This is a genomic window from Veillonella sp. AS16 (assembly GCF_000517785.1).
In the GTDB taxonomy this organism is placed as follows: Bacteria; Bacillota; Negativicutes; order Veillonellales; family Veillonellaceae; genus Veillonella; species Veillonella denticariosi.
The window spans coordinates 1-21,184 of sequence record NZ_AZYX01000022.1; the positions used below are offsets into that span (position 1 = coordinate 1).

Consider the following 21,184-nt stretch of genomic DNA (forward strand, 5'->3'; position numbering starts at 1 on the left):
GGCATCAAAGCAATTCTCATTCGAGTTGCTTTGCCAACTGGCGACTTGAATATATTAACATGTTCACATTTTTATGTCAACATATTTTATATAGCTTTTTATGTTTACACATAAATAAAATAACGAATAAGATACTACATCTTATTCATTAAGAAACAGCCTTTCAAAAGACTGTATGCATATTATATTACAACCATTATATATACGCAAGGTTTAAGTTCTCCACCGCCAAAACTTCATTTTCAGTTCATTTTCAGGTAAAATCCGTAAAATCCTTAGACTACAAAAAACTATATGTTTTAATTATTATAAAAACGTATTTGATAATACGAAATATATTGTGTACAATGTTTTTATAGAATAAATCTATGATACCAGAATACGGAAACTATAGAACAGTACGATTGTATCTATAACTGTATTTCCAACAAATGTGTTAGTGTATCCTGTTACGTATGATTGTGTAAGGAGATTATTATGAAACGCTCTAAAAACGTATTTACCAAAGCCATCACTATAGCTGCAGTATGTGCAACAATGGTAACTTCAGTCTTTGCATCACCACAAGGAACATTTGATACCACAGAAATCCATGTAACCGGTCAAGCGTCTCGATCCGTTGCGCCGACCTATGCGATTTTAACATTAGGAATCAGCAGTGAAAACGCCAATATCAACACCGCAAAATCCAATAACGACCGCATCATGAGCGACCTCATCAGCAAACTCGCGAACCTAGGCATCGACAAGAAAGATGTGTATACATCCAACATATCAATAAACCCTGCCAGTGACTATCAGGATGGTAAGCGTATAAACACCGGATATAGCGTGTCCAATCGTGTCACCGTTAAGATTAACAACCTCAGTAATGTAGGAAAAGCTGTTGATGCCGCAGTCAGCGTCGGTGCTAACGATATTAACAACTTAACATTCCAAAGTGAAACCTCTCAAGAATTATCAGATTCACTCACGACCGAAGCTGTTAAAAACGGTCGCCACAAAGCTGAAATTATTGCCGCTGCTCTAGGACGCACATTAGGCCCTGTCAAATCACTTTCTATCAGCACAAATGAAACTAGCACTATCGACAATACTTATTATCGTAGTGCTAAAGTAATGGAAGCCGCACTTAGTACATCCACACCTGTGGAAAACGGCTCTTTAGTTGTATCTCAGGATGCTAATATCATTTACTACTTACAATAGTTAATGAGGCACCACGCCTTCATGAACTGCTACAATGCCGCCTGTCAACTCATGATAGGTGGCATTTTCATATCCTAACGACTTCCAGATTTCCAGAATCTCACGTTGATGAGGATAGCGACGTAACGACTCAGGCAGCCAAGAATATGACGAATTATCTTTACTCAGCTTTCCTATAACAGGTAATATATAGGAAAAATATAAATTATATAATTGCTTAAATCCAATCATACTCGGCTTTGCCAGTTCTAATACGACAACCTTCCCTCCCGGCTTTACAACGCGTTGCATTTCTGAAAGCACCTGTTTTATATCAGGCACATTTCTCATGGCAAAACCGCTCATAGCAGCATCAAAAGTATTATCTGCATAAGGTAATGCCATCGCATCACCTTGTACTAAATTCACTTGATCCGATAAACCGGCCGCTTCAATTCGCGCATGCCCCTCTTTCAGCATGTCATGATTAAAGTCCAATGCCTCCACCGTAACAGTCGGTTCCTGCCGTAATACTTCCTTTGTAAATACACAAGTACCGCAAGCTACATCGAGCACATGCTGATATGGTCCCACATTCATTTCTTTCACGGCAAATTTCCGCCAAAAGTAATCCTGTCCGAAGCTGAGTACCGTATTCATCAAATCATAATGCTTGGCTATATTAGAGAACACACCTTGTACAAATGCTTCTTTATCATCATAGGTTTTAAATTCTTTAGTATTCATTACTTTCACTTTCACAGATTAAAATATTTTAATATGTCGCATATGGCATAGTATACCATATCACCGACGCCACTGAAAGCATCTCCACCGCACACTGTGTTAATCAACTATCTCCTACAATACCAGTTGTCTATTGCCTACAACCCGTGTTCGTTGTATAATGACATATGTCCCTTGTAAAAGGATTTATGATTTTATAATTTATTAATTGTGGAGATCCACATCTACTAATTAAGTATTGGAGTGTAACATGAATCGATTTATGACATCAATAAATAAAGTCAGCCTCATTCAACAAATCATTATCGGTCTGATTATAGGTATTGTGACGGCGCTTTATATTCCCGATATCGCAAAAGAATTATCATTGTTGGGTATTTTATTCGTAGGTGCTTTAAAGGGTATTGCACCGATTCTCGTATTTTTCTTGGTTATTACCGCAATCAGCAAACATCGATCGGGGCAAAAAACAGGGATGGGCTCCGTTATCACGCTCTACTTGCTAGGTACCTTCCTATCCGCCGCATTAGCAGTTATCGTAAGCTGGTTCTTCCCGACCACATTACATCTTGCAACAGGGGCTACCGATGCGGCATCACCGCAAGGCATCGCGGAAGTAATGATTACATTATTAAAAAATATCGTAGATAATCCGGTGCACGCTTTGATGACCGGTAACTATATCGGTATTCTCGGCTGGGCACTCATGATTGGCGGAGCCTTACGACAGGCTCCAATGGGCACAAAAGAAAACATGGAATCTTTTTCCCAAGCAATTACGACCGTTGTAGGTTGGATCATCCGATTCGCCCCGCTCGGAATTATGGGCCTTGTGGCCGACTCTATTGCTACAAATGGTATTGAAGCTTTACTGGGATATTTACAGCTACTTGTTCTCCTATTAGGTTCCATGTTCTTTGTAGCACTTGTAATCAATCCATTACTCGTATTCATCTTTATCCGACGCAATCCATATCCTCTAGTATTCAAATGCTTACGCGAATCTGCAATTTACGCATTCTTCACACGCAGTTCCGCCGCAAACATTCCGGTAAACTTGGATTTGGCTAAACGATTACACTTAAATCCGGATATGTATTCCGTATCCATTCCGTTAGGTGCCACAATCAATATGGGTGGCGCAGCCATCACCATCACGATTATGACGTTAGCTGCAGCTCACACATTAGGAATTCAGGTGGATATTCCGACTGCGATTCTCCTTTCTGTCATCGCCACTATCGGTGCTTGCGGAGCTTCCGGTGTAGCAGGCGGCTCATTGCTGCTCATCCCATTGGCGTGCTCCTTATTCGGTATTTCCAATGATATCGCCATGCAGGTTGTAGGTGTAGGTTTTATTATCGGAGTATTGCAGGACTCTACGGAAACAGCACTGAACTCTAGTACGGACATTCTCTTTACCGCTACGGCAGACTATGCAAAACGCGGCTATAACGAAGACTGGCAATAATTTTCTAAAGACGCCCTTAAAAACGAAACTATAAAAGTTAAATTAACTTTTCAGTCCGGTTTACAGGGCGTCTTTTGTTGTATAAAAATAACAATATATTAGATCCTCTCACGATACATAACCCCTCATATCTGTGAAATCTATTTAAACTATATGTCTGAGGAATCTATTCAACCGATGTATAACACAATTGATGTATTACATAGTCGATGTATTACAAATATATATTGAAAATAAAATTGACCTTCTATATTGATTTTCTTAAATGTACTGATATAATAGAATTAACAATAATAACTCTCAACGAATAAAATCAGAAAGGAATCGACATGAAACAATACGATATTATTGTAGTCGGCACAGGCGGCGCCAACATCGTAGTAGATGCAGCGCAAAAAAAGGGCCTTAAGATTGCACAAATAGAAAAAGGTAAATTCGGCGGCACCTGCTTAAACCGCGGCTGTATTCCTACAAAGGTGATGGTAACGGCAGCCAATGCCGTACAAGAGGTCGAGGAATTTAAAAAGATCGGCATCAATGTCAGCGAGGCAACAATGGACTGGAATACCATTTCAAAACGCGTATGGCATGTAATCGATGAAAACAAAGATATTTTTAAATATTACGATGCATTCGACAATGTTGACGTTTATCGCGGCGCAGCCAGCTTTGTATCCGACAAGGTAATGAAAGTTCACCTCAATGACGGCGGCGAATCCGAAGAACTTACAGCTCCAATCATCATTCTGGGCACAGGCGGTCATAGCAACATTCCAAATGTACCGGGACTTCAGGAGGCAGGTTTCTTATCCAGTGAAAGCCTCTTCGGCGATAAATATCCGGAAAAGCCATATAAATCCCTCGCCGTACTGGGTGCAGGCCCAATCGGTGCAGAATTCTCCCATGTATTCGCTTCCGCCGGTACAGAGGTTACAATCATCCAGCATAATGTACGTCTGGTGCCGAAAGAAGATGAAGAAGTTTCGGCTCATCTGCTCGAAAATTACAGAGCTCGCGGTATCAATGTGATCCTGAATCAAGATACCGTGGAAATACGCCAGGAAAACGGCCTCAAGGTCGTTATAACAAAAGATCGTACAACGGGCGAAATTACGGAGACGAAAGTAGAAGAAATCTTAGTTGCCGCCGGCATTCGCCCTACCGTGCAGGAATTACATCTTGAAAATACGGGTATCACGACTTGGAAAAACGGCTGGATTAAAACAAATGAGTTCTTGGAAACCTCCGTCGACGGCATCTATGCGTTAGGCGATGTGAACGGCGAACCGGCATTCCGTCACCGCGCCAATTACGAGGCGGATATCATTGCACACAATCTCTTCTACGCCACAAGCGAAGAGGATTATCGCTGGGCCCGTTACGACACACTGCCAAAGGTTACGTTTTCGTATCCTGAGATTGGCAGTGTAGGCCTTACCGAGGCGGAAGCAGTCAAGGCCGGCTATAATGTAGGTGTCGGTAAAAACTACTACTCCGCTACGGCTAAAGGCTATGCAATGGGCATCAATCCGGGCGATATAAATGACGGATTTGTGAAAATCGTCGTCGATAAGGATACCAATTATATCCTCGGCATGCACGTTGTAGGACCGCAAGCCTCTATTTTATTCCAACCATATGTAAACCTTATGAACAGCGGTGTTACACCTTTAACGGCAATCAATGAGGACATCGCATCGGAGCGAACCAAGAGACTACGCGCTCAAGGTTTAACACGCAATATGGATCCACGATCGGTCATTACCGTCGGCGAAACCATGAGCCCTCACCCTTCCCTAATCGAAGTTATCATGTGGACTCAGGTATATTACGAACATCGCTGGTAATACAAAACCCGCTCACAAGAGAAAACTATATCATTACATACAGTAATAAAGAAAAACGGTCTGTACCGATTAATGTTGGTACAGACCGTTTTTCTTTATTTTTAATACGACAACTATTTAAATACTATCACATTCGTATCCAAGGATTAACGCCCTAAATCGATACCGCTACCCCAGATAATGTTTGTTTTACGTCCATCAAATCCTTGATCCGGTTCCGGTGGTAATTTACTTGCCTTACCTTGACCTACATAAGCTCCTGTTTGTGCATCGACAGTAACGACAACTTTTTTACCGTCTTGGTGCATCGTTACATAATAGAGGACCTTGCCTTCATGTGCTTCGATTTTCCAGCCCTTCATAACCGCATCCGCACCTAATTGTTGCTTAGCCACAGCTTCTGCCTGAGCAGCTTCGATGACTTTATCTTTATTAAAGATTTCGCCAATCACTTTTTTAGGCTTACCGCCTTCTTCCATATCGGATACATTACCTGTAATTACATCAATTTTCAACTTATATTGATGATATTTGCTGTAACCTACCACTTTATAACCGTAATTCAAGTCATTAGAATTCAATTCTACGGAATGGATTGCCGCATTAGGGAAACGATTTTGGAAAATCGTACCGATTCTGCTCATCGTCATGACCATGGATTCACCAGGTGCACGTTGTACGGATATATCAGTACTCGTTTCCGGTTTCGTCTTACGAGCCTGAGCTTCGTTCGGTGCCGCAACGGATAAGACTCCGACCGCTAAAACACCCGTTAACACCATAGAAACTAACTTTTTATTCATTTATAAATCCTCCTAGCATATACAGGCTTTCACCATTCGTGAAAGCATCTCATATAACAGAATCATCAATTAATGATAACCATATAGCGACAGTTAACTAAAAACTGATTTACAAACCTTCATTTGAAGCCAATCGAGCCTCCACATCGGCCATCAGCAATTTATAACACGTAGCCACCAAAGGCACACCTACTAACATTCCTGTGACCCCCATGAGACTGGCACCGATGATAACCGCTGCAAACACCCACAATCCGGGGAGACCGATAGAGTTTCCCACAACCTTAGGATATATTACATTACTTTCAATTTGGTGCAATACCTCCAGGATAACAACATACAGCAATGCATCCATGGGATTGACGGTGAGCAACATAACAGCACCCATCACTCCACCTATGTAAATACCGAGGAGAGGAATCAATCCTGTGAGGCCGATAACGCACGCAATCGTTGTGGCATACTCGATATTGAACAGCCATAATGTTACGCCTACCATAACACCCAGAATCAAAGCATCGATAAATTGGCCTACAAAAAAATTACTGAATGTCTTAACAGCAACATTACCTACATACGTTGTTCTCTCCATCCATACATCTGAAGCATACGCTTTTAACATGCGTTTTCCCTGTAAAATCAGGCGTTCCTTATCAAGCAACATATATACTGCGAAAATAAGTCCCAACCCGATATTCAAGGTCCAGGATAAAACGGATCCCATCGTATCAACGATGTAAGAGCCGCCCTTTGTCCCCCACTCACGTGTATACTTTACAAAGCTTTCACCATTTAACGTATCCATAATCGTTTGGTTTGATGCAAACGGAATAGCTTCCGTTATATGTTGTATCCACACCTGAAAGTCCGCATAAAGTTGCGGTGCCGCCGAAACAATAATTGACATGGAATGAATTAGTTGCGGCACAGCCATGCGAGCAATGAAATATACAATGAGACTGATGGTCACAAAGGATAAAATGATACTCAACGGTCTACGAATCTTATACCGCCAGCCAAACTTGGTTTTAGGCCACAGCCAACGTTCGTAACGAACGACAAGAATATCCAGCACGAATGCCATGCAGGCCCCCAAAATAAGGGGTACAAAAGCTGACAGTACAGCATCAATAGCATTAGCGATGTCACCTATGCGAAGCGCCACTATCGCCATAATGCCGGCCAGTATAATAGCGCCGACGAGTTGTTTATAATATTTGAATTTTTCCATACGCATAACCCACTTTACTATACTCACAACGCATACCATACCACATATTAATGAACGTTATATGACCTGCCAGAACACAAAAGCCCACCTTATCGCGTATTCAATTCCCGATAGATACGAGAGCATGACGATAAGATGGACTTAAGAAATGTCTATTCTAGATTCATCTAGAAATTAGCGATGAATGTATACGTCTACACGACGGTTTTCAGCTTTACCGGAAGAAGTTGAATTTGTTGCAACCGGTTTAGCATCGCCATTAGCAACACCGATCAGACGATTAGCTGCTACGCCGTTATTTACTAAGAATTGAGCAACGCTTTGTACACGGCGTTCAGACAAGTTGATATTATATTGAGGATTTGCATCAGTATCAGCATTACCCATCAATTTAACTTGGTCTTGAGAATATTTGTTTGCAGCTTTCAATGCAGCATCCAAGTTAGGCGCTTGGTCGTAACGTGGAGTGGATTGATCGGAGTCAAAGTAGATGGATTGTACATAGTAATCCAATTTAGGAGTTTCATGTTTAGGCGCTTCCTGCACTGTAGGAGCCGGAGCAGGAGTATATGCAGGGGTTGGCGCTGGAGCCGGAGCAGATACCGGCGTAGCCACCTTGGAACCGCCGAAACGATAGGACAAGCCTACAACAGGTCCTTGGAAGGAAATGTTATCATCAGCATGTCTTCTTGTGTTGATATAGCGATAACCTGCATTGATATCCAAATCATCAGTTGCTTTAAAGCCTAGACCAGCTTCCCAAGTCGTAGTTTTTTTAGTACCTACACCTGCTTTACCGTATACATCGACTTTAGAACCAAGATTTGCTTTACCGATTACACCGGCTTGTGCGATATTATTCGCTTTCACGAAGTCATCGCCGGAAATACGGCCATAACCGCCATATACTGCGAAGTTCTTGTTCAAAGATTGAATCAAATTAACTTCATGCATTTTGTCGTTATAGTCGAAATCAACAAAATGATCTTTTAATCCGTGATATGCATATTGTACTGCTGTTTTATCAGTTAATGCATACGTTACGCCACCGTCAAAGTTCCATTTTGCATCGGAACTGAACGCGTTAGTTTTTGATTTTGAATGTGCTGCACCAAGGTCCACTTGGACTTCACCTTTGTCAAACTGAGTTTGAGGTGTTGCACCTGCTACAGAAACACCTACAGCAGTAACAGCCATCAAAGCTAATAATTTTTTGTTCATTATAATGACCCTCCATAACCCCGCTTCAGAAACAGCCCGGGATAGTAATAAGATAGTTATATTTTACAAAAAATTTTTAAATTTATCAATATATTTTATGAGTATTCGATGAAGTTCTCCGAAAAATTCTAAACACAGAACTTATATTGATTAACTAGTCTTCGCTTTCAGAAAACCATGCACGATGGAATACGGCCGCAATAGCACCACCGATAAGAGGCGCCACAATAAAGAGCCATACCTGAGATAAAGCTTCACCGCCGGTAAATACGGCCGGAGCTAATGCACGAGCAGGGTTTACAGATGTTCCCGTCAATGGAATACCGATTAAATGAACCATTGTCAATGTAGCACCGATAACAAGGCCCGCAATGGAGGATGTTTTTTCACTAGATGTGACACCAAGGATAACAAGTACGAATACAAACGTAAGAAAGGTTTCAGCTACAAACGCACCGCCCATAGATAGTCCGACAGCACTTAAGTCGCCATATCCGTCAGCACCGTAACTGGAAAGTGTTTCAGATGATTTAACGATAAAACTTAATAAACCTGTGCCGGCAAAGGCCCCAAGAACTTGAGCCGCTACATAGCCGCCGAAATCTTTCAAAGACATACGGCCGGCAAGCCAAACACCGATAGACACCGCCGGATTGACATGACAACCTGAAATATGACCAATCGCATAAGCCCCTGCGACGATAGTCAAACCGAACGCCAAGGCAATAGCTACAACACCTAAAAATCCAAGTCCTAAACCGCCTGTAAAACCACCTGTCACAACGGCCGTACCGGTCCCGAAAAATACCAAAATCATTGTACCGATAAATTCAGCAATATACTTGTTCACAATTGTCCTCCTTATAAAAATTAAGCATAAATAAAACACAATCTGAGTCCGTAAACTTCTATGTATAGCGATTATGTTCTATTCGATATTATAAAAAAGTTATAAACCTTGTCAACAAGGTTTTACACGTTCAAAGTCCCTCAAGATAATCATATAAAACAACAAGGGCCCGGTTAGTATGCACTAACCGAGCCCTTATGCTTTCTTATATACATCCCTTACATATATATGAAATTAGATCCTCCGGATCAGATAACACATTCCCCAATGTGTCATTTTTTCCACATTTGTTATTTTACATGAATCCCCTTGAATATGCAATAAACTATTCATAAAATTTTCACATTTCTTTCATGAGAAAATTTAAACAATTCGATATTGCCATGTTCCACGAATAAAACGTATATAAGCGCAACAAAGTCTCAAAGATTGATCAAAACAAAGTGATAGCCACGCACCAAAGAGTCCAAGCCCCAATGTAATGCATAATAAATACGTAATAATAGGACGAATGATTGCAACACTGACAAGGGAATATTTCATAATATAATATGTATCCCCCGCCCCTTTCAACACACCGGAATAAACTTGCTGTAATGCTTGAGGAAAGGCCGCAACAGCCATAACGCCCATCAACGATGCCGCAAGAGTGACAACATCGCTTTCACGTGTATAAAACTGAACAAGAACATCACCTAATCCAAGGAAAATGCAAGCACTCAACAAGCCGACACAGAGGCCGATTCGCGCCCCGATTTGACCATATGCATACGCCAGATCAGACCGTTTGTGGCCCAAACACTGTCCCGTATGGGATGCCCCTGCAAAGCCGAGGCCCATAGCAAAATAATAAAATATATCCATTAAATTCATACAGACATAATGTGCCGCTAGCGGAACAGCCCCTAACGATGCAACAATCATCGTATACGTATACATACCGAAGCGTTCAAAAAACTGCTCGCCGAACGAACTGCCTCCGACGTGAAATACCGTATGTAATACCGATCGTTCAAAGCCCCATTTCGACGGATGTCTTAATGTTAATCCGTCCGATGTATGTTGTGAAATAGTACGCAATAATAAGAGTGCAATCACCGCACTGCTGAGCATTGTGGATACACCTGCCCCCATAACGCCCAACTCGGGGAAAAATCCGATACCGTAGATCAGAAAGAAATTCATGATGGTATTTAGAATATTGCCGACTACATTTGACTTAAAGATAACCTTTGTATTTCCATAGCCGATAAGAGCGGCCCCCACAACTTGACTGAAAGTCTGAAATAAAAGACTGATAACAATAAAACGTCCATACCATGCAGCCGTTTCAATATAACTGTCTTCAGCACCTGTGAAACGTAAAATATGCTCCAAATTAAAAAGACATACTGCTAACAGCGGTATATATATCAAAAAGTTAAGTAAAATCGCCTGCTTTAACACCGCATTCATACCGTCCATATCGCCCTCACCATAGCGACGGGCAATAATAGCCGTTACAGCGATAGACAGAGCTCGACAGAAAATGAGCATGACCATCTCAGGCTGTCCCATTATGCCCGCAGATGCCAACGCCCCAGCTCCTAAGCTACCGACCATAGCAAGATCGATAGCGGTCATGAACTGCAGCATTAATCCTTGCAAGGTAGCCGGCCATGCAATTTTCAGGTATCGACCATATAACTCTTTCGTAGACCCTACCGGGCCCTTTCGCGTCTCATAAGGCAATACAGCCTCAATGGAAAACCATCGACGTAATAATCCTATCATGTATGCTCCAGATACGTAGTACTTTAAAAACAATTCATCATGTAACGACTCATTAACGCCTGTTACATATCTCATTCATTATAGCATATGACACGATTTCCTCGGTAATTATTCTCATCTGAAACGATTCAATACGCAAGGCCCTCATTCCAGATTATAACGTATAAAATACCCATAACGATACAACTGTATCTTATAAAATATAAAAAGGTTCCGTATTAGTAACAGCTAAAACAGCCGCCACCATCATACGGAACCTTTCCACGTAGCATCTAAGATACTACTAAAACCATGTAGAACTCATGACCTTATTTGATTATTAACCTTTAGTCGCTAACAAAGTATTAACCATAGCTTTCAGGGATTCAATTTCAGACTGTTGCTTGTCTAACATTTCCTTCTGTCTATTGTTCTCTTGTTTTAATGAAGTCATTTCATCCTGCATTACATAAATGGAGCTGATTGGACCACCTTTGTAACGTTCCGGTACAGCTTTTTTCGCATCGCTGTTACCGAACTTATGCGTATATCCGGCATTGATCATATTATGACGTCCACCTACGGAAACACCCACATTGAACATGGTATCTTCATTAGTGTAATGAGCAAGACCCAATGCCGCCGCGCTCTTACCGCGATAGTTACCGTAACCGGCCATAACTTGAGTCGGTTCCAACGGATCATATTGGATTGGTTTCAACGCTGACATAGCCGCCGCGTGAGCACCTACCCGTTGTGTTTCGGATTCAACATTAGAGATTGCATTAGCCAGCTGAGCATTGGACTTTTTCAATTGACCAAGATTAACCGCATCTGTATCTGCTGTACCGGCTGCAACACCTTTAATCTGATTGTTGCCATTATTCAAGCCTTCAGTAGTTAAGGAAACTGTACCGGCATTCGGATTTTGCGGATTAGCAGGTGTGATAGTCACGCCGGAGCCATTTACAACAGAAGTATTTCCTGCTGCATCTTTGCTCGTAACAGTATCACCTTTCATAACAGTAGATGCACCATTATCGTCCTTCACTTCCACACTGGACAAACCATTCAAATCTTTAGCTAATTGTACGTGCAACTTACCGTCTTTCGCATTAACACCGATATTGTTATCAGTCAATTTTGCTGCGTCAGCACCGCCAACGATTTCAAGTTTCTGATTCAAGGTCTTGTCGATAACTGTATTTCCGTTATCACCGGCGAAATGCAAACCATCGTTCATTGTCGCTACAGTTTCTTTTACAGGATTGCCTGCTGCATCTTTGGTTTCATAAACGATACGATCTTTACCGGCACCGGTACCTGTTAATCCATCAGCACCTTTAGCCGCTGTAATAGATGCATTCGCACCATCTTTACCGCGTACGCCCATAGTGCCGTCAGCACCGTTCAATACAACGCCCGGTTTATCGTTTGCCACATCACCTACGGATACACTTTCAAGACCTGTCATATTTTTATTCAAAGAATACGTGAAAGTAGTACCTGTTTGATCAATAGTGAGGTTGTCACCGGCACGGAATTCCACTTCTGTTTTATCGCCAACCTTAGTCGCCGCGTTATTGCCCGTTGCCTTACCTGTGCCTGTAGCACTGCTCTTCGCCATCCAGCCGAAATCAGCCACCTTATCTTCTACATCCATCACACGTGTATCTACCGCTTGGATTTGATCTTCTGTGGCTGCTTGACCGCTCACAGGAGCCTGTCCACGAGTCCAGGTCTTATTGGATAAACCGTTCACAGTACCTTTGTTGTCCTTGTTAACAGTTACATCGCCCGCTTTGAGGTCTTTCCCTTCTACAGTACCTTCGGATATAATGTTGCCCTTAGTCTTGATGCTTCCATCAGTACCGTCAAGAACGATGTTACCATTACCCAAGTTAACTTTATCAGCCAACTTGATATCGTAATTTGTATGACCGTCAGCAGGATCTACAGTTTCTTCCAGTACCAAATTCGGAGTTTCTGTATCTTTCTTATTAACAGATACTGTCGTTTTAGATGCTGCAGCCGCTTTCTTCACATCACCGATGTTTGCCGCATTAGTATCAACAGTGCCGCCGCTCGCTACATTGGAGATGACTTTACCACCATTGTTTAAGCCTTTATCGGTAAGAGATATTTCATTTGCACCTGGATTAATGGTCATGCCTTTAGGACCATACTGAGATGTATTCGTACCGTCTGTCACGGTAGTGCCTGCACCACTGATTGTGGATACTGCATTACCGTTTTTAAATTGAGCGCTAGTCAAGTCATTCAATTCTTTAGCCAACTGTACATGCAACTTGCCGTCTTTCGCATTAACACCGATATTGTTATCGGATAATTTCGCTGCATCAGCACCGCCAACAACTTCCAGCTTTTGATTCAAGGTCTTATTGATAACTTCAGAATTATTATCGCCACCGAATTGCAAACCGTCTTTTAATGTTGCCACCTGTTCTTCAGTACCAGCTGCATTAGTATAAACAATGCGATCCGCTTGGTCTGTTTCACCTACATGAGCATCACCTTTTCCAGTCTTAATAGTCGCCTTTGCACCATCCGGATTTGTAAGACCTAAACTAGTCATATCAGAGATCTCTTTATTTAAGGAGAATGTAATATCTCTACTAGTTTGATTTACATTAAGATTATTACCTGCTTTGAAAGTCACTGTATCAGAACCTGTTACAGTACTTGTGGAGTCACCGGAATGAGTTCCACCGTCAGCAGCTGTACCGATATTCCATGTTGCCAAAGTCTTAACCTTTTGTTCTCCTTCCGATGTAAGGTTATCTAGCTTATTCGTTGCGGCGTTATTGATTTTATCCTTTGTATCATCGTTGATATCAACAGTTACTACCCCATCTGCAGCAGTTGTAGCAGTCGTCATAGTACCGTTTTTAAAGTTCAAACCTTTCTTTAATGTAACGGTCTTATCTGCACCATCATTATCCTTATAAGTCAAGATAGTAGATTCTGCCACCTTAGTTGGATCGATACCAATTTTGTAAGTTGCCGTATCTTTGTCCGCACTAAGCTCAGGTGTCACAGTAATCGGACCATTAGGATCTGCTGCTGCCATTGTAACAGCTTTAACAGCTTCTTGTTTAACCGCTTTTTCTGTCACGGTTACTGTTACATCATCACCGGCTGCAGAAGTCGTTACAAGGCCCGCACCTTTTACATTAAATTTCACATCACCGGTACTTAAGGATTTCTCTGTCGTATTACCGGTATCGCCGCCTAAGGAAATCTTACGAGCCAAGGCTGCTGTATTAGTTGCAATATTCTGCGTATTGGTTGCAATATTACCTTTATTTGTGGCAATATCTCCGGCATTTTTCGTGATATTGTCCGCATTCTTTGCAATATTATCCTTGTTCTTATCGATATTATCCTTATTCTTAGCAATATCGTCTTTATTTGTCGCTACCTGTGTATCAACGGCCTTCAATTGATCTTCCGTCGCCGCACGACCACTCACAGGAGTTGTACTACCTGGTGTCCAGGACGTATTTGTCAGCCCTTCTACCGCAGGTGCTGTCACTTTCGAACCAGCCGTTACACTGTTAAACGTCACGTCATCTTTTGTTGCAACGGTGAAAGTTTTGCCATTTTGCGTAATAGCGATATTGGAACCATCATTAAATGTAACGGTATCTCCACCTGTTACTGTTTCAGCATTACTGTTATTAGCCTTCACCTTCCAGGCGGACAAGCTCTTAACCTTTTGTTCACCTTCCGGTGTAAGGTTGTCTAGCTTATTTGTCGCAGCATTATTGATTTTATCCTTTGTATCATCGTTGATATCAACAGTTACTACCCCGTCTGCTTCAGTCTTAGCAGTCGTCATAGTGCCGTTTTTAAAGTTCAAACCTTTGCTCAACGTAACAGTCTTATCTGCACCGTCATTATCCTTATATGTCAACTTTGTAGATTCAGCGACCTTAGTTGGATCAAGACCAATTTTATAAGACGCGGAATCTTTATCTGCGCTAACATCCGGCGTAACAGTGATTGGGCCATTAGGATCTGCTGCTGCCATTGTAACCGCTTTAACAGCTTCCTGTTTAACTGCTTTTTCGGATACAGTTACCGTTACATCGTTACCGTTTGCAGCAGTGGTAGCAAGACCTGCCCCTTTTATATTCAACGTGCTGTTAGCAAGATTAACATCACCTGTACCTGCATCACCGGCAACTTTCAAATTCACGCTCTTAAGCTGTGCCACATTAACCGCATCCGTATCCGCAGTACCTGCAGCTACCCCTGTGATTTGACGTGTATTTGTATCATTACCTACCGCAAAAGCCCCCAACGTAGATGTCAATGCCGTACCGGACAACGCGCCATATTTATCAGTTCTTGAATCATTTATATTATAGCCGGCTACACCACCAGCTGTGCTTGATTTCGATTGTGAACCTACAGCAACACCGTTCTCTACAGTAGCAGATGCACCTGTACCGATAGCTAAGCCCTTAGTAGCCGCCGCTGTAACAGAAGCATCCGGTCCGATAGCCATGGAATCAGTAGCTTCTGCGCCCTTATTCGATTTATTTCCGGCCACATCAGATTTAATAGAAATATATTTTGGTAACGTTTTTTCAGCGATTGCAAATAGCTGAGATCCGTTCACCGCATCAGTAGAAGTTGCACTGACAACACCAGGTGCTACATTTTTAAGCTGACGTTCATATCCAACAGCACCGAATGATACCACGTCACCGGACAACACATGTTCACCGCCGGCCCAGTTAACTGTATCCCCATTGCTCAACGTATAACTTGTCTGTGCCACACCCGCTGCATCAGTAGTAGCACCACCACCGATAGCAATAGAATTATCCCGATTAGCCTTTGCCCCGGATCCGATAGCAATAGAGTTAACTACATTACCTGATTTACCATCTAGACGAGTAGCGGAGTCCGCCCCCATCCCTAAAGAAAGACCTAGATCACCTGCTTTAGTTTTCATACCGATGGCAGTCCCTGCATGGCTAGCTGTAGCAGTTATATATTGAGGTAACTGTATATTCGCTAAATCAATCGACGCCTGTCTCAATGTACCCGTTTTAGCTTGTCCGGTATTAATATCTGTATACGTTACGGTTTTAGCAAACGCTGCCTCCACGTCATCCCCACCGATTACAATTGAGGAAGCACCTCTAGCTATGGTATCACCACCGATAGCAATAGACTGTGCCCCTATAGCTTTAGCACCACTATCACCGGAAGCACCGCCAATCGCAATGCCCTGATCATCTTGAACTAAGGAATGAGCCCCGATAGCAACACTGTTATTACCACTAGCTGTAATCCCGGCACCTATACCGATCGCCTTATCCCCATCAGCTGAAGAAGTCCTGAATTGACTGCTTGTCCCTATCACGACAGTAGATCGGTTACTAGTGCTTGCATATTCACCGATTTTAACAGAGCCTCTATCGGTAAGCTCCGTCGGCAAGGGCGCCCCCATAACAGGCGCCACGCCGCCTGTTACCGCCAATACGGCAAAAACACTGGCCAATACAGTTTTTTTAGCACTGTAGTTGCTAGCAATCTCAGACACAACTACATAACATTCTTTACTTTTACTCCAAATCACCTTAAAAATCTTGTTCATTAAGTTCTCCTATTGTAATAACTATAACCTAGACATCACTTTATAAATCCTCATGAGTTACACATTTAAGATTTATAATTACTCATAATATGTACATTATATAAGATTATCGATATAACAATCAAGGAAATTTCATTTTTTATTCATGCTTTATCAGTATATGAGAACACAGTATTTATATGGACTTTTAATTATTTTTAATTTTTAAATAATAATTATAAGTGTATTTTTTTACCCATCGCTTCTCTATTTTATGAAGTTTTATTCATTTTAAACATAAATTTATATTTATATATATTTTTTTATTACCAGCTATGATAAAAACGCAATATAAAGCTAATTTTTTCTATCTATTATCATTACATTCATCGCAAAAATAACATTACTAATCATGTTAACACCTATACCTAACTATATATAAAAAGAGCATCAATATATCGACACTCCTAAACGACAAAAGCGGATAGTTCAAATCGAACTATCCGCGTATTTCTTTGGTGATCCAGGAGGGATTCGAACCCCCGACCCACGGCTTAGAAGGCCGTTGCTCTATCCAACTGAGCTACTGAACCATGTATACTCATATATAATTATCTACTATAGTATAATTTATGTCTTATATGACGTCAATAAGTGAAACATCTCACCTAAAAAAGGCAAAAAAAAATGGAGCGGGTGAAGGGAATCGAACCCTCGCGACCAGCTTGGAAGGCTGGGGCTCTACCATTGAGCTACACCCGCAAAATAAAAATGGTCGGAGCAGCAGGATTCGAACCTGCGACCCTCTGGTCCCAAGCCAGATGCGCTACCAAACTGCGCTATGCCCCGTCATTCGTTACTTTGCCATTATAGCAAACCCAATGGTTGATGTCAACCACTACTATCACAGAGAACATCACGAAACACGCATCTCTGTAACGAAATTTATTATATCACCGACAAAAAAAACTGACAAGTATTTTTATGTGAAATTCTATAAATTTATAAATAAAAATAGAAACCGTATAGCGACATTACGGAGCTACACAATTTCTATTTTTATCATAATCCTAATCACGCTAGAGTCGTGATTTTAAAATGTCACGAAAGCTATATTGTAATTAACCTTCGTAGCTGCCATCTTCAATAACTTGAGGGTTTTTAGCGATACCTTGTTTTACAGCAACTTCAGCAACAGCTTTTGCTACAGCCGGCGCCACACGTGGGTCAAATACGGACGGCATTACATTTTCATCGTTCAATTCGCTATCAGGAATCAAATGTGCCAATGCATCGGCAGCAGCCAATTTCATTTCGTCAGTAATCTTGGATGCACGAACATCGATAGCACCGCGGAATACGCCAGGGAATACGGCCACGTTGTTGATCTGGTTAGGCGCATCGGAACGGCCTGTACCGGCAATGCGAACACCGGCTGCTTTCATGTCCGCATAAGTCGCTTCCGGATTAGGATTTGCCATTGCGAATACGATAGCATCATCAGCCAGGTTTTCCAAAATTTCTTTTGTGAAAGCACCCGCTGCGGATACACCGAGAAGAATGTCTGCACCCTTCGCATTTTCAGCCAAGTCGCCATGTTTTTCTTCAAGACCTAACATATCGATCAATTCAGCTTGCAACGAGTCAAGACGTTTATAGTCCTTATGCAATACACCGGAAGATACCAATACGGTAATGTTGCGGGCACCTGCAAGGTACAATAGGCGTGCAATGTTCGCACCCGCTGCACCGGCACCGTTTACAACGATTTTAGCAGTTGCTAAATCTTTCTTTACCAAACGAAGAGCCCCTTTTACGCCGGCAAGACAAGCGATTGCTGTACCGTGTTGATCATCATGGAATACAGGGATTTCCAACTCTTCTTTCAATCGGTTTTCAACTTCATAGCATTTAGGGGAAGAAATATCTTCCAAGTTGATACCTGCAAAGTTTTTTTGCAACAATTTTACGGTGTTAATCAATGTATCCGCATCTTTTGTATCTACTACCAACGGGATACAGTCAACATTACCGAATTTTTTAAACAGAAGGGATTTCCCTTCCATTACAGGCAAAGCTGCGGCGGCACCGATGTCGCCAAGGCCAAGTACACGAGTACCGTCGGATACTACGGCAACCATATTGGAGCGGCATGTCAATTCAAAAGATTCCGCTTCATTATCTTTAATACGCAAGCATGGTTCTGCTACACCAGGAGTGTATGCGACAGATAGATCATGTGCGTCTTTTAATTCATATTTAGTTCCTACAGTTAAGAAACCTTTTAATTCACGTTTTTTCTGTACTGCTAATTCACGTACGTCCATAATAAATCTCCTTTTGGATACAAACGGACTCAATAGAGTCGGTATAAAATACCTCTTGCTAACATCATTATACAGAATGTATGTTAATATTTCAAGATTTTTCGATTTAGTTCTTCGAAACTTTTAGAAATGTATAATGGCTGTAATTTTACGCTTTCACAGACGGCAGATTTCGACCGTAGAAGATCTCCATCATCTCTTGTTTTAATTGATGTTTAATTTCCTTGATTTCACGAGCGCTCAACTCATCCTCGGTAATACCGAATAAATAATTGTCCAAATCAAATTCCTTCAACATCATTTTCGTATGGAAAATATTTTCCTGATATACATTCACGTCAATCATATTGTAGAGATTTCTAGTCTTTGCATTAATATAATTTTGAATGGAGTTGATGCGATGATCAATGTAGATTTTTTTACCCGATACATCGCGTGTAAAGCCGCGCACATGATAATCCAATGTGAGAATATCCGAATCAAAATTGTTAATCAAATAATTAAGGGCATTAAGCGGTGAAATCTGACCGCATGTGGATACCTCGATATCGGCACGGAATGTGCTGACACCTTTATGAGGATGACTTTCCGGATATGTATGCACCGTAAGATGCGATTTATCAAGATGCATCACCACATCTTCTTTTTCAATTTCCTCTTCGGAAATCAAGATGGTTACGGACGCCCCTTGCGGATCATAGTCCTGCTTGGCCACATTCAAAATGTTGGCACCGATAATGCGACTCACTTCCGTCAAAATCGATGTCAATCGTTCCGCATTATATACTTCATCAATATACTGAATATATTGTTTCTTTTCTTCTTCGGTACGGGTGTAACAAATATCATAAATATTAAAACTCAATGTCTTTGTGAGATTATTAAACCCATATAACTTCATTTTAGGCTTCGCTTTAACTTGTGTATCCATGATATGTCATAACCCTTTCCATGCATAGACTTACTATTTTTTGTGAAAGCTTCGTTTCCGATACTTTCACCATATAACTAAACAATATTCTGTTTATATACAAACTCTACATCAAATGTACCTTTATCATAGGTAACGATGGCAAAGGTGCCGCCGGATCGGTCCCGAGGCAATGAAATACTGCCCGGATTGACAAATAACGCATCGTCCTGACGATATTCACCGTGATGATGACTGTGACCGGCCACGACCAGGCGCGCCCCCATCGAACGTCCCAGATAGAGTAATTCCTGTATTCGATTATAATATGATACCTCATGACCATGAGTCATGTAAATATAGGTGTCCTCCAGAGGAATCAATTGTTCCCTCGGTTCGAGAGGCTGCACGCGATCATTATTTCCCCGTACCGCATAAACCGGAACCGCTGTATGATCCTGCATATACCTCGCATCATCACCATAATCCCCGGCATGCAGCCACATGTCGATATGTCGATTCTCTGTCGCTTTCAATACGAGATCTATATTTTCCAGATACCCGTGGGTATCGCTGATTATACCAATTCGTTTCATACTAACCTAAAATGTTTTGTATTCTAAACCTAACTGTAATTCATATTAAACTTACAGGCGTTTTATAAGTTCCCGTAACGCACGGCCTCGATGGCTGATGCTTTCCTTTGCATCGATAGATAGTTCCGCCATGGTTTTCTTACATTGAGGTACATAAAAGTACGGATCATATCCGAACCCTCCTGTTCCCTTCGGTTCATCCTGAATCAGACCGTCACAAAAACCCTCCGCAGTTATCTCACGGCCGTCCGGATACACGAGAGCCAATGCACATACATAGTGGGCCGAGCGATTGTCTTTTCCCTGCAAATCACGAATCAGTTTCGCATTATTCGCATCATCATCTCCATGAACCCCTGCATACCGAGCGGAATACACTCCCGGAGCCCCGTCAAGCACATCCACCGTAAGCCCCGAATCATCCGCAAGACAAGGCTTCTTTGTGACCTGCGCATAATAACGGGCCTTGAGCAATGCATTTTCCATAAAGGTATTACCCGTTTCCTCAGGTTCATCGATATCGATGACATCTTTCACCGATACACATTCAATGGACAGATGTGAAAAAGCCTCTTTAAATTCACGGATTTTACCTTTATTTCCCGTCGCCAATACGATAATTTCCAT

At 41.7% G+C, this 21,184-nt stretch carries 14 protein-coding genes and 3 tRNA genes; 3 read left to right on the forward strand and 14 right to left on the reverse strand.

Annotation, left to right across the window (positions count from 1 at the left end):
* Positions 1-459: 459 nt before the first annotated feature.
* Positions 460-1,209, forward strand: a complete 750-nt coding sequence (locus tag HMPREF1521_RS07880) for an SIMPL domain-containing protein (RefSeq protein ID WP_232203209.1) — start codon at positions 460-462, stop codon at positions 1,207-1,209.
* Here the strand turns inward: HMPREF1521_RS07880 and HMPREF1521_RS07885 are convergent, their stop codons facing one another.
* On the reverse strand, positions 1,210-1,935 hold the full coding sequence (locus HMPREF1521_RS07885) for a ubiquinone/menaquinone biosynthesis methyltransferase (RefSeq protein WP_038117902.1): 726 nt from the start codon (positions 1,933-1,935) through the stop codon (positions 1,210-1,212).
* A 250-nt stretch (positions 1,936-2,185) separates the two neighbouring features.
* Between HMPREF1521_RS07885 and sstT the strand changes: the two genes are divergently transcribed.
* A complete protein-coding gene (sstT, locus tag HMPREF1521_RS07890; RefSeq protein ID WP_038117904.1) occupies positions 2,186-3,406 on the forward strand; it encodes a serine/threonine transporter SstT in 1,221 nt (406 codons plus the stop codon).
* Between the two features lie 329 nt (positions 3,407-3,735).
* The gene (locus HMPREF1521_RS07895) at positions 3,736-5,253 is read left to right on the forward strand and encodes an NAD(P)/FAD-dependent oxidoreductase (RefSeq protein WP_038117906.1); all 1,518 of its coding nucleotides are present in this window, start codon (positions 3,736-3,738) and stop codon (positions 5,251-5,253) included.
* A 146-nt stretch (positions 5,254-5,399) separates the two neighbouring features.
* On the opposite strand, the gene HMPREF1521_RS07900 is transcribed toward HMPREF1521_RS07895, so the two are convergent.
* The 13 genes from HMPREF1521_RS07900 to HMPREF1521_RS07960 form a co-directional block, all read right to left on the reverse strand.
* Complete coding sequence (locus tag HMPREF1521_RS07900; RefSeq protein WP_038117909.1) at positions 5,400-6,056, reverse strand: PepSY domain-containing protein; 657 nt, start codon at positions 6,054-6,056, stop codon at positions 5,400-5,402.
* Between the two features lie 109 nt (positions 6,057-6,165).
* Entirely contained in the window at positions 6,166-7,287 is a 1,122-nt protein-coding gene (locus HMPREF1521_RS07905; protein ID WP_038118295.1) for an AI-2E family transporter, read from the reverse strand.
* A 174-nt stretch (positions 7,288-7,461) separates the two neighbouring features.
* Complete coding sequence (locus HMPREF1521_RS07910) at positions 7,462-8,508, reverse strand: OmpA family protein (protein ID WP_038117911.1); 1,047 nt, start codon at positions 8,506-8,508, stop codon at positions 7,462-7,464.
* A 154-nt stretch (positions 8,509-8,662) separates the two neighbouring features.
* Positions 8,663-9,358 (reverse strand): MIP family channel protein, encoded by a 696-nt coding sequence (locus HMPREF1521_RS07915; protein ID WP_038117914.1) that lies wholly within the window; start codon positions 9,356-9,358, stop codon positions 8,663-8,665.
* A 363-nt stretch (positions 9,359-9,721) separates the two neighbouring features.
* Positions 9,722-11,131, reverse strand: a complete 1,410-nt coding sequence (locus HMPREF1521_RS07920; RefSeq protein ID WP_038117915.1) for an MATE family efflux transporter — start codon at positions 11,129-11,131, stop codon at positions 9,722-9,724.
* Between the two features lie 319 nt (positions 11,132-11,450).
* The gene (locus HMPREF1521_RS07925) at positions 11,451-16,745 is read right to left on the reverse strand and encodes a YadA-like family protein (RefSeq protein ID WP_051435778.1); all 5,295 of its coding nucleotides are present in this window, start codon (positions 16,743-16,745) and stop codon (positions 11,451-11,453) included.
* 495 nt (positions 16,746-17,240) lie between these two features.
* Positions 17,241-17,317, reverse strand: a tRNA-Arg gene (locus HMPREF1521_RS07930).
* Between the two features lie 95 nt (positions 17,318-17,412).
* A tRNA-Gly gene (locus HMPREF1521_RS07935) sits at positions 17,413-17,486 on the reverse strand.
* A gap of 10 nt (positions 17,487-17,496) precedes the next feature.
* A tRNA-Pro gene (locus HMPREF1521_RS07940) sits at positions 17,497-17,573 on the reverse strand.
* 272 nt (positions 17,574-17,845) lie between these two features.
* Positions 17,846-19,051 carry an NADP-dependent malic enzyme gene (locus tag HMPREF1521_RS07945; RefSeq protein WP_038117917.1) on the reverse strand — a complete coding sequence of 402 codons (1,206 nt, stop codon included), beginning with the start codon at positions 19,049-19,051 and terminating at the stop codon, positions 17,846-17,848.
* Between the two features lie 148 nt (positions 19,052-19,199).
* Positions 19,200-19,982, reverse strand: a complete 783-nt coding sequence (gene speD / locus HMPREF1521_RS07950) for an adenosylmethionine decarboxylase (protein WP_038117920.1) — start codon at positions 19,980-19,982, stop codon at positions 19,200-19,202.
* Between the two features lie 77 nt (positions 19,983-20,059).
* On the reverse strand, positions 20,060-20,557 hold the full coding sequence (locus HMPREF1521_RS07955; protein ID WP_038117923.1) for a metallophosphoesterase: 498 nt from the start codon (positions 20,555-20,557) through the stop codon (positions 20,060-20,062).
* A gap of 51 nt (positions 20,558-20,608) precedes the next feature.
* A complete protein-coding gene (locus HMPREF1521_RS07960; protein WP_038117926.1) occupies positions 20,609-21,184 on the reverse strand; it encodes an XTP/dITP diphosphatase in 576 nt (191 codons plus the stop codon).

Excerpts from the sequence above, each read along its gene's own strand:
- HMPREF1521_RS07900 (WP_038117909.1), bottom strand. The coding sequence starts at position 6,056 with ATGAATAAAAAGTTAGTTTCTATGGTGTTAACGGGTGTTTTAGCGGTC.
- speD (WP_038117920.1), bottom strand. The coding sequence starts at position 19,982 with ATGGATACACAAGTTAAAGCGAAGCCTAAAATGAAGTTATATGGGTTT.
- HMPREF1521_RS07945 (WP_038117917.1), bottom strand. The coding sequence starts at position 19,051 with ATGGACGTACGTGAATTAGCAGTACAGAAAAAACGTGAATTAAAAGGT.
- HMPREF1521_RS07955 (WP_038117923.1), bottom strand. The coding sequence starts at position 20,557 with ATGAAACGAATTGGTATAATCAGCGATACCCACGGGTATCTGGAAAAT.
- sstT (WP_038117904.1), top strand. The coding sequence starts at position 2,186 with ATGAATCGATTTATGACATCAATAAATAAAGTCAGCCTCATTCAACAA.
- HMPREF1521_RS07895 (WP_038117906.1), top strand. The coding sequence starts at position 3,736 with ATGAAACAATACGATATTATTGTAGTCGGCACAGGCGGCGCCAACATC.
- HMPREF1521_RS07960 (WP_038117926.1), bottom strand. The coding sequence starts at position 21,184 with ATGGAAATTATCGTATTGGCGACGGGAAATAAAGGTAAAATCCGTGAA.
- HMPREF1521_RS07920 (WP_038117915.1), bottom strand. The coding sequence starts at position 11,131 with ATGATAGGATTATTACGTCGATGGTTTTCCATTGAGGCTGTATTGCCT.
- HMPREF1521_RS07905 (WP_038118295.1), bottom strand. The coding sequence starts at position 7,287 with ATGGAAAAATTCAAATATTATAAACAACTCGTCGGCGCTATTATACTG.
- HMPREF1521_RS07885 (WP_038117902.1), bottom strand. The coding sequence starts at position 1,935 with ATGAATACTAAAGAATTTAAAACCTATGATGATAAAGAAGCATTTGTA.
- HMPREF1521_RS07925 (WP_051435778.1), bottom strand. The coding sequence starts at position 16,745 with ATGAACAAGATTTTTAAGGTGATTTGGAGTAAAAGTAAAGAATGTTAT.
- HMPREF1521_RS07910 (WP_038117911.1), bottom strand. The coding sequence starts at position 8,508 with ATGAACAAAAAATTATTAGCTTTGATGGCTGTTACTGCTGTAGGTGTT.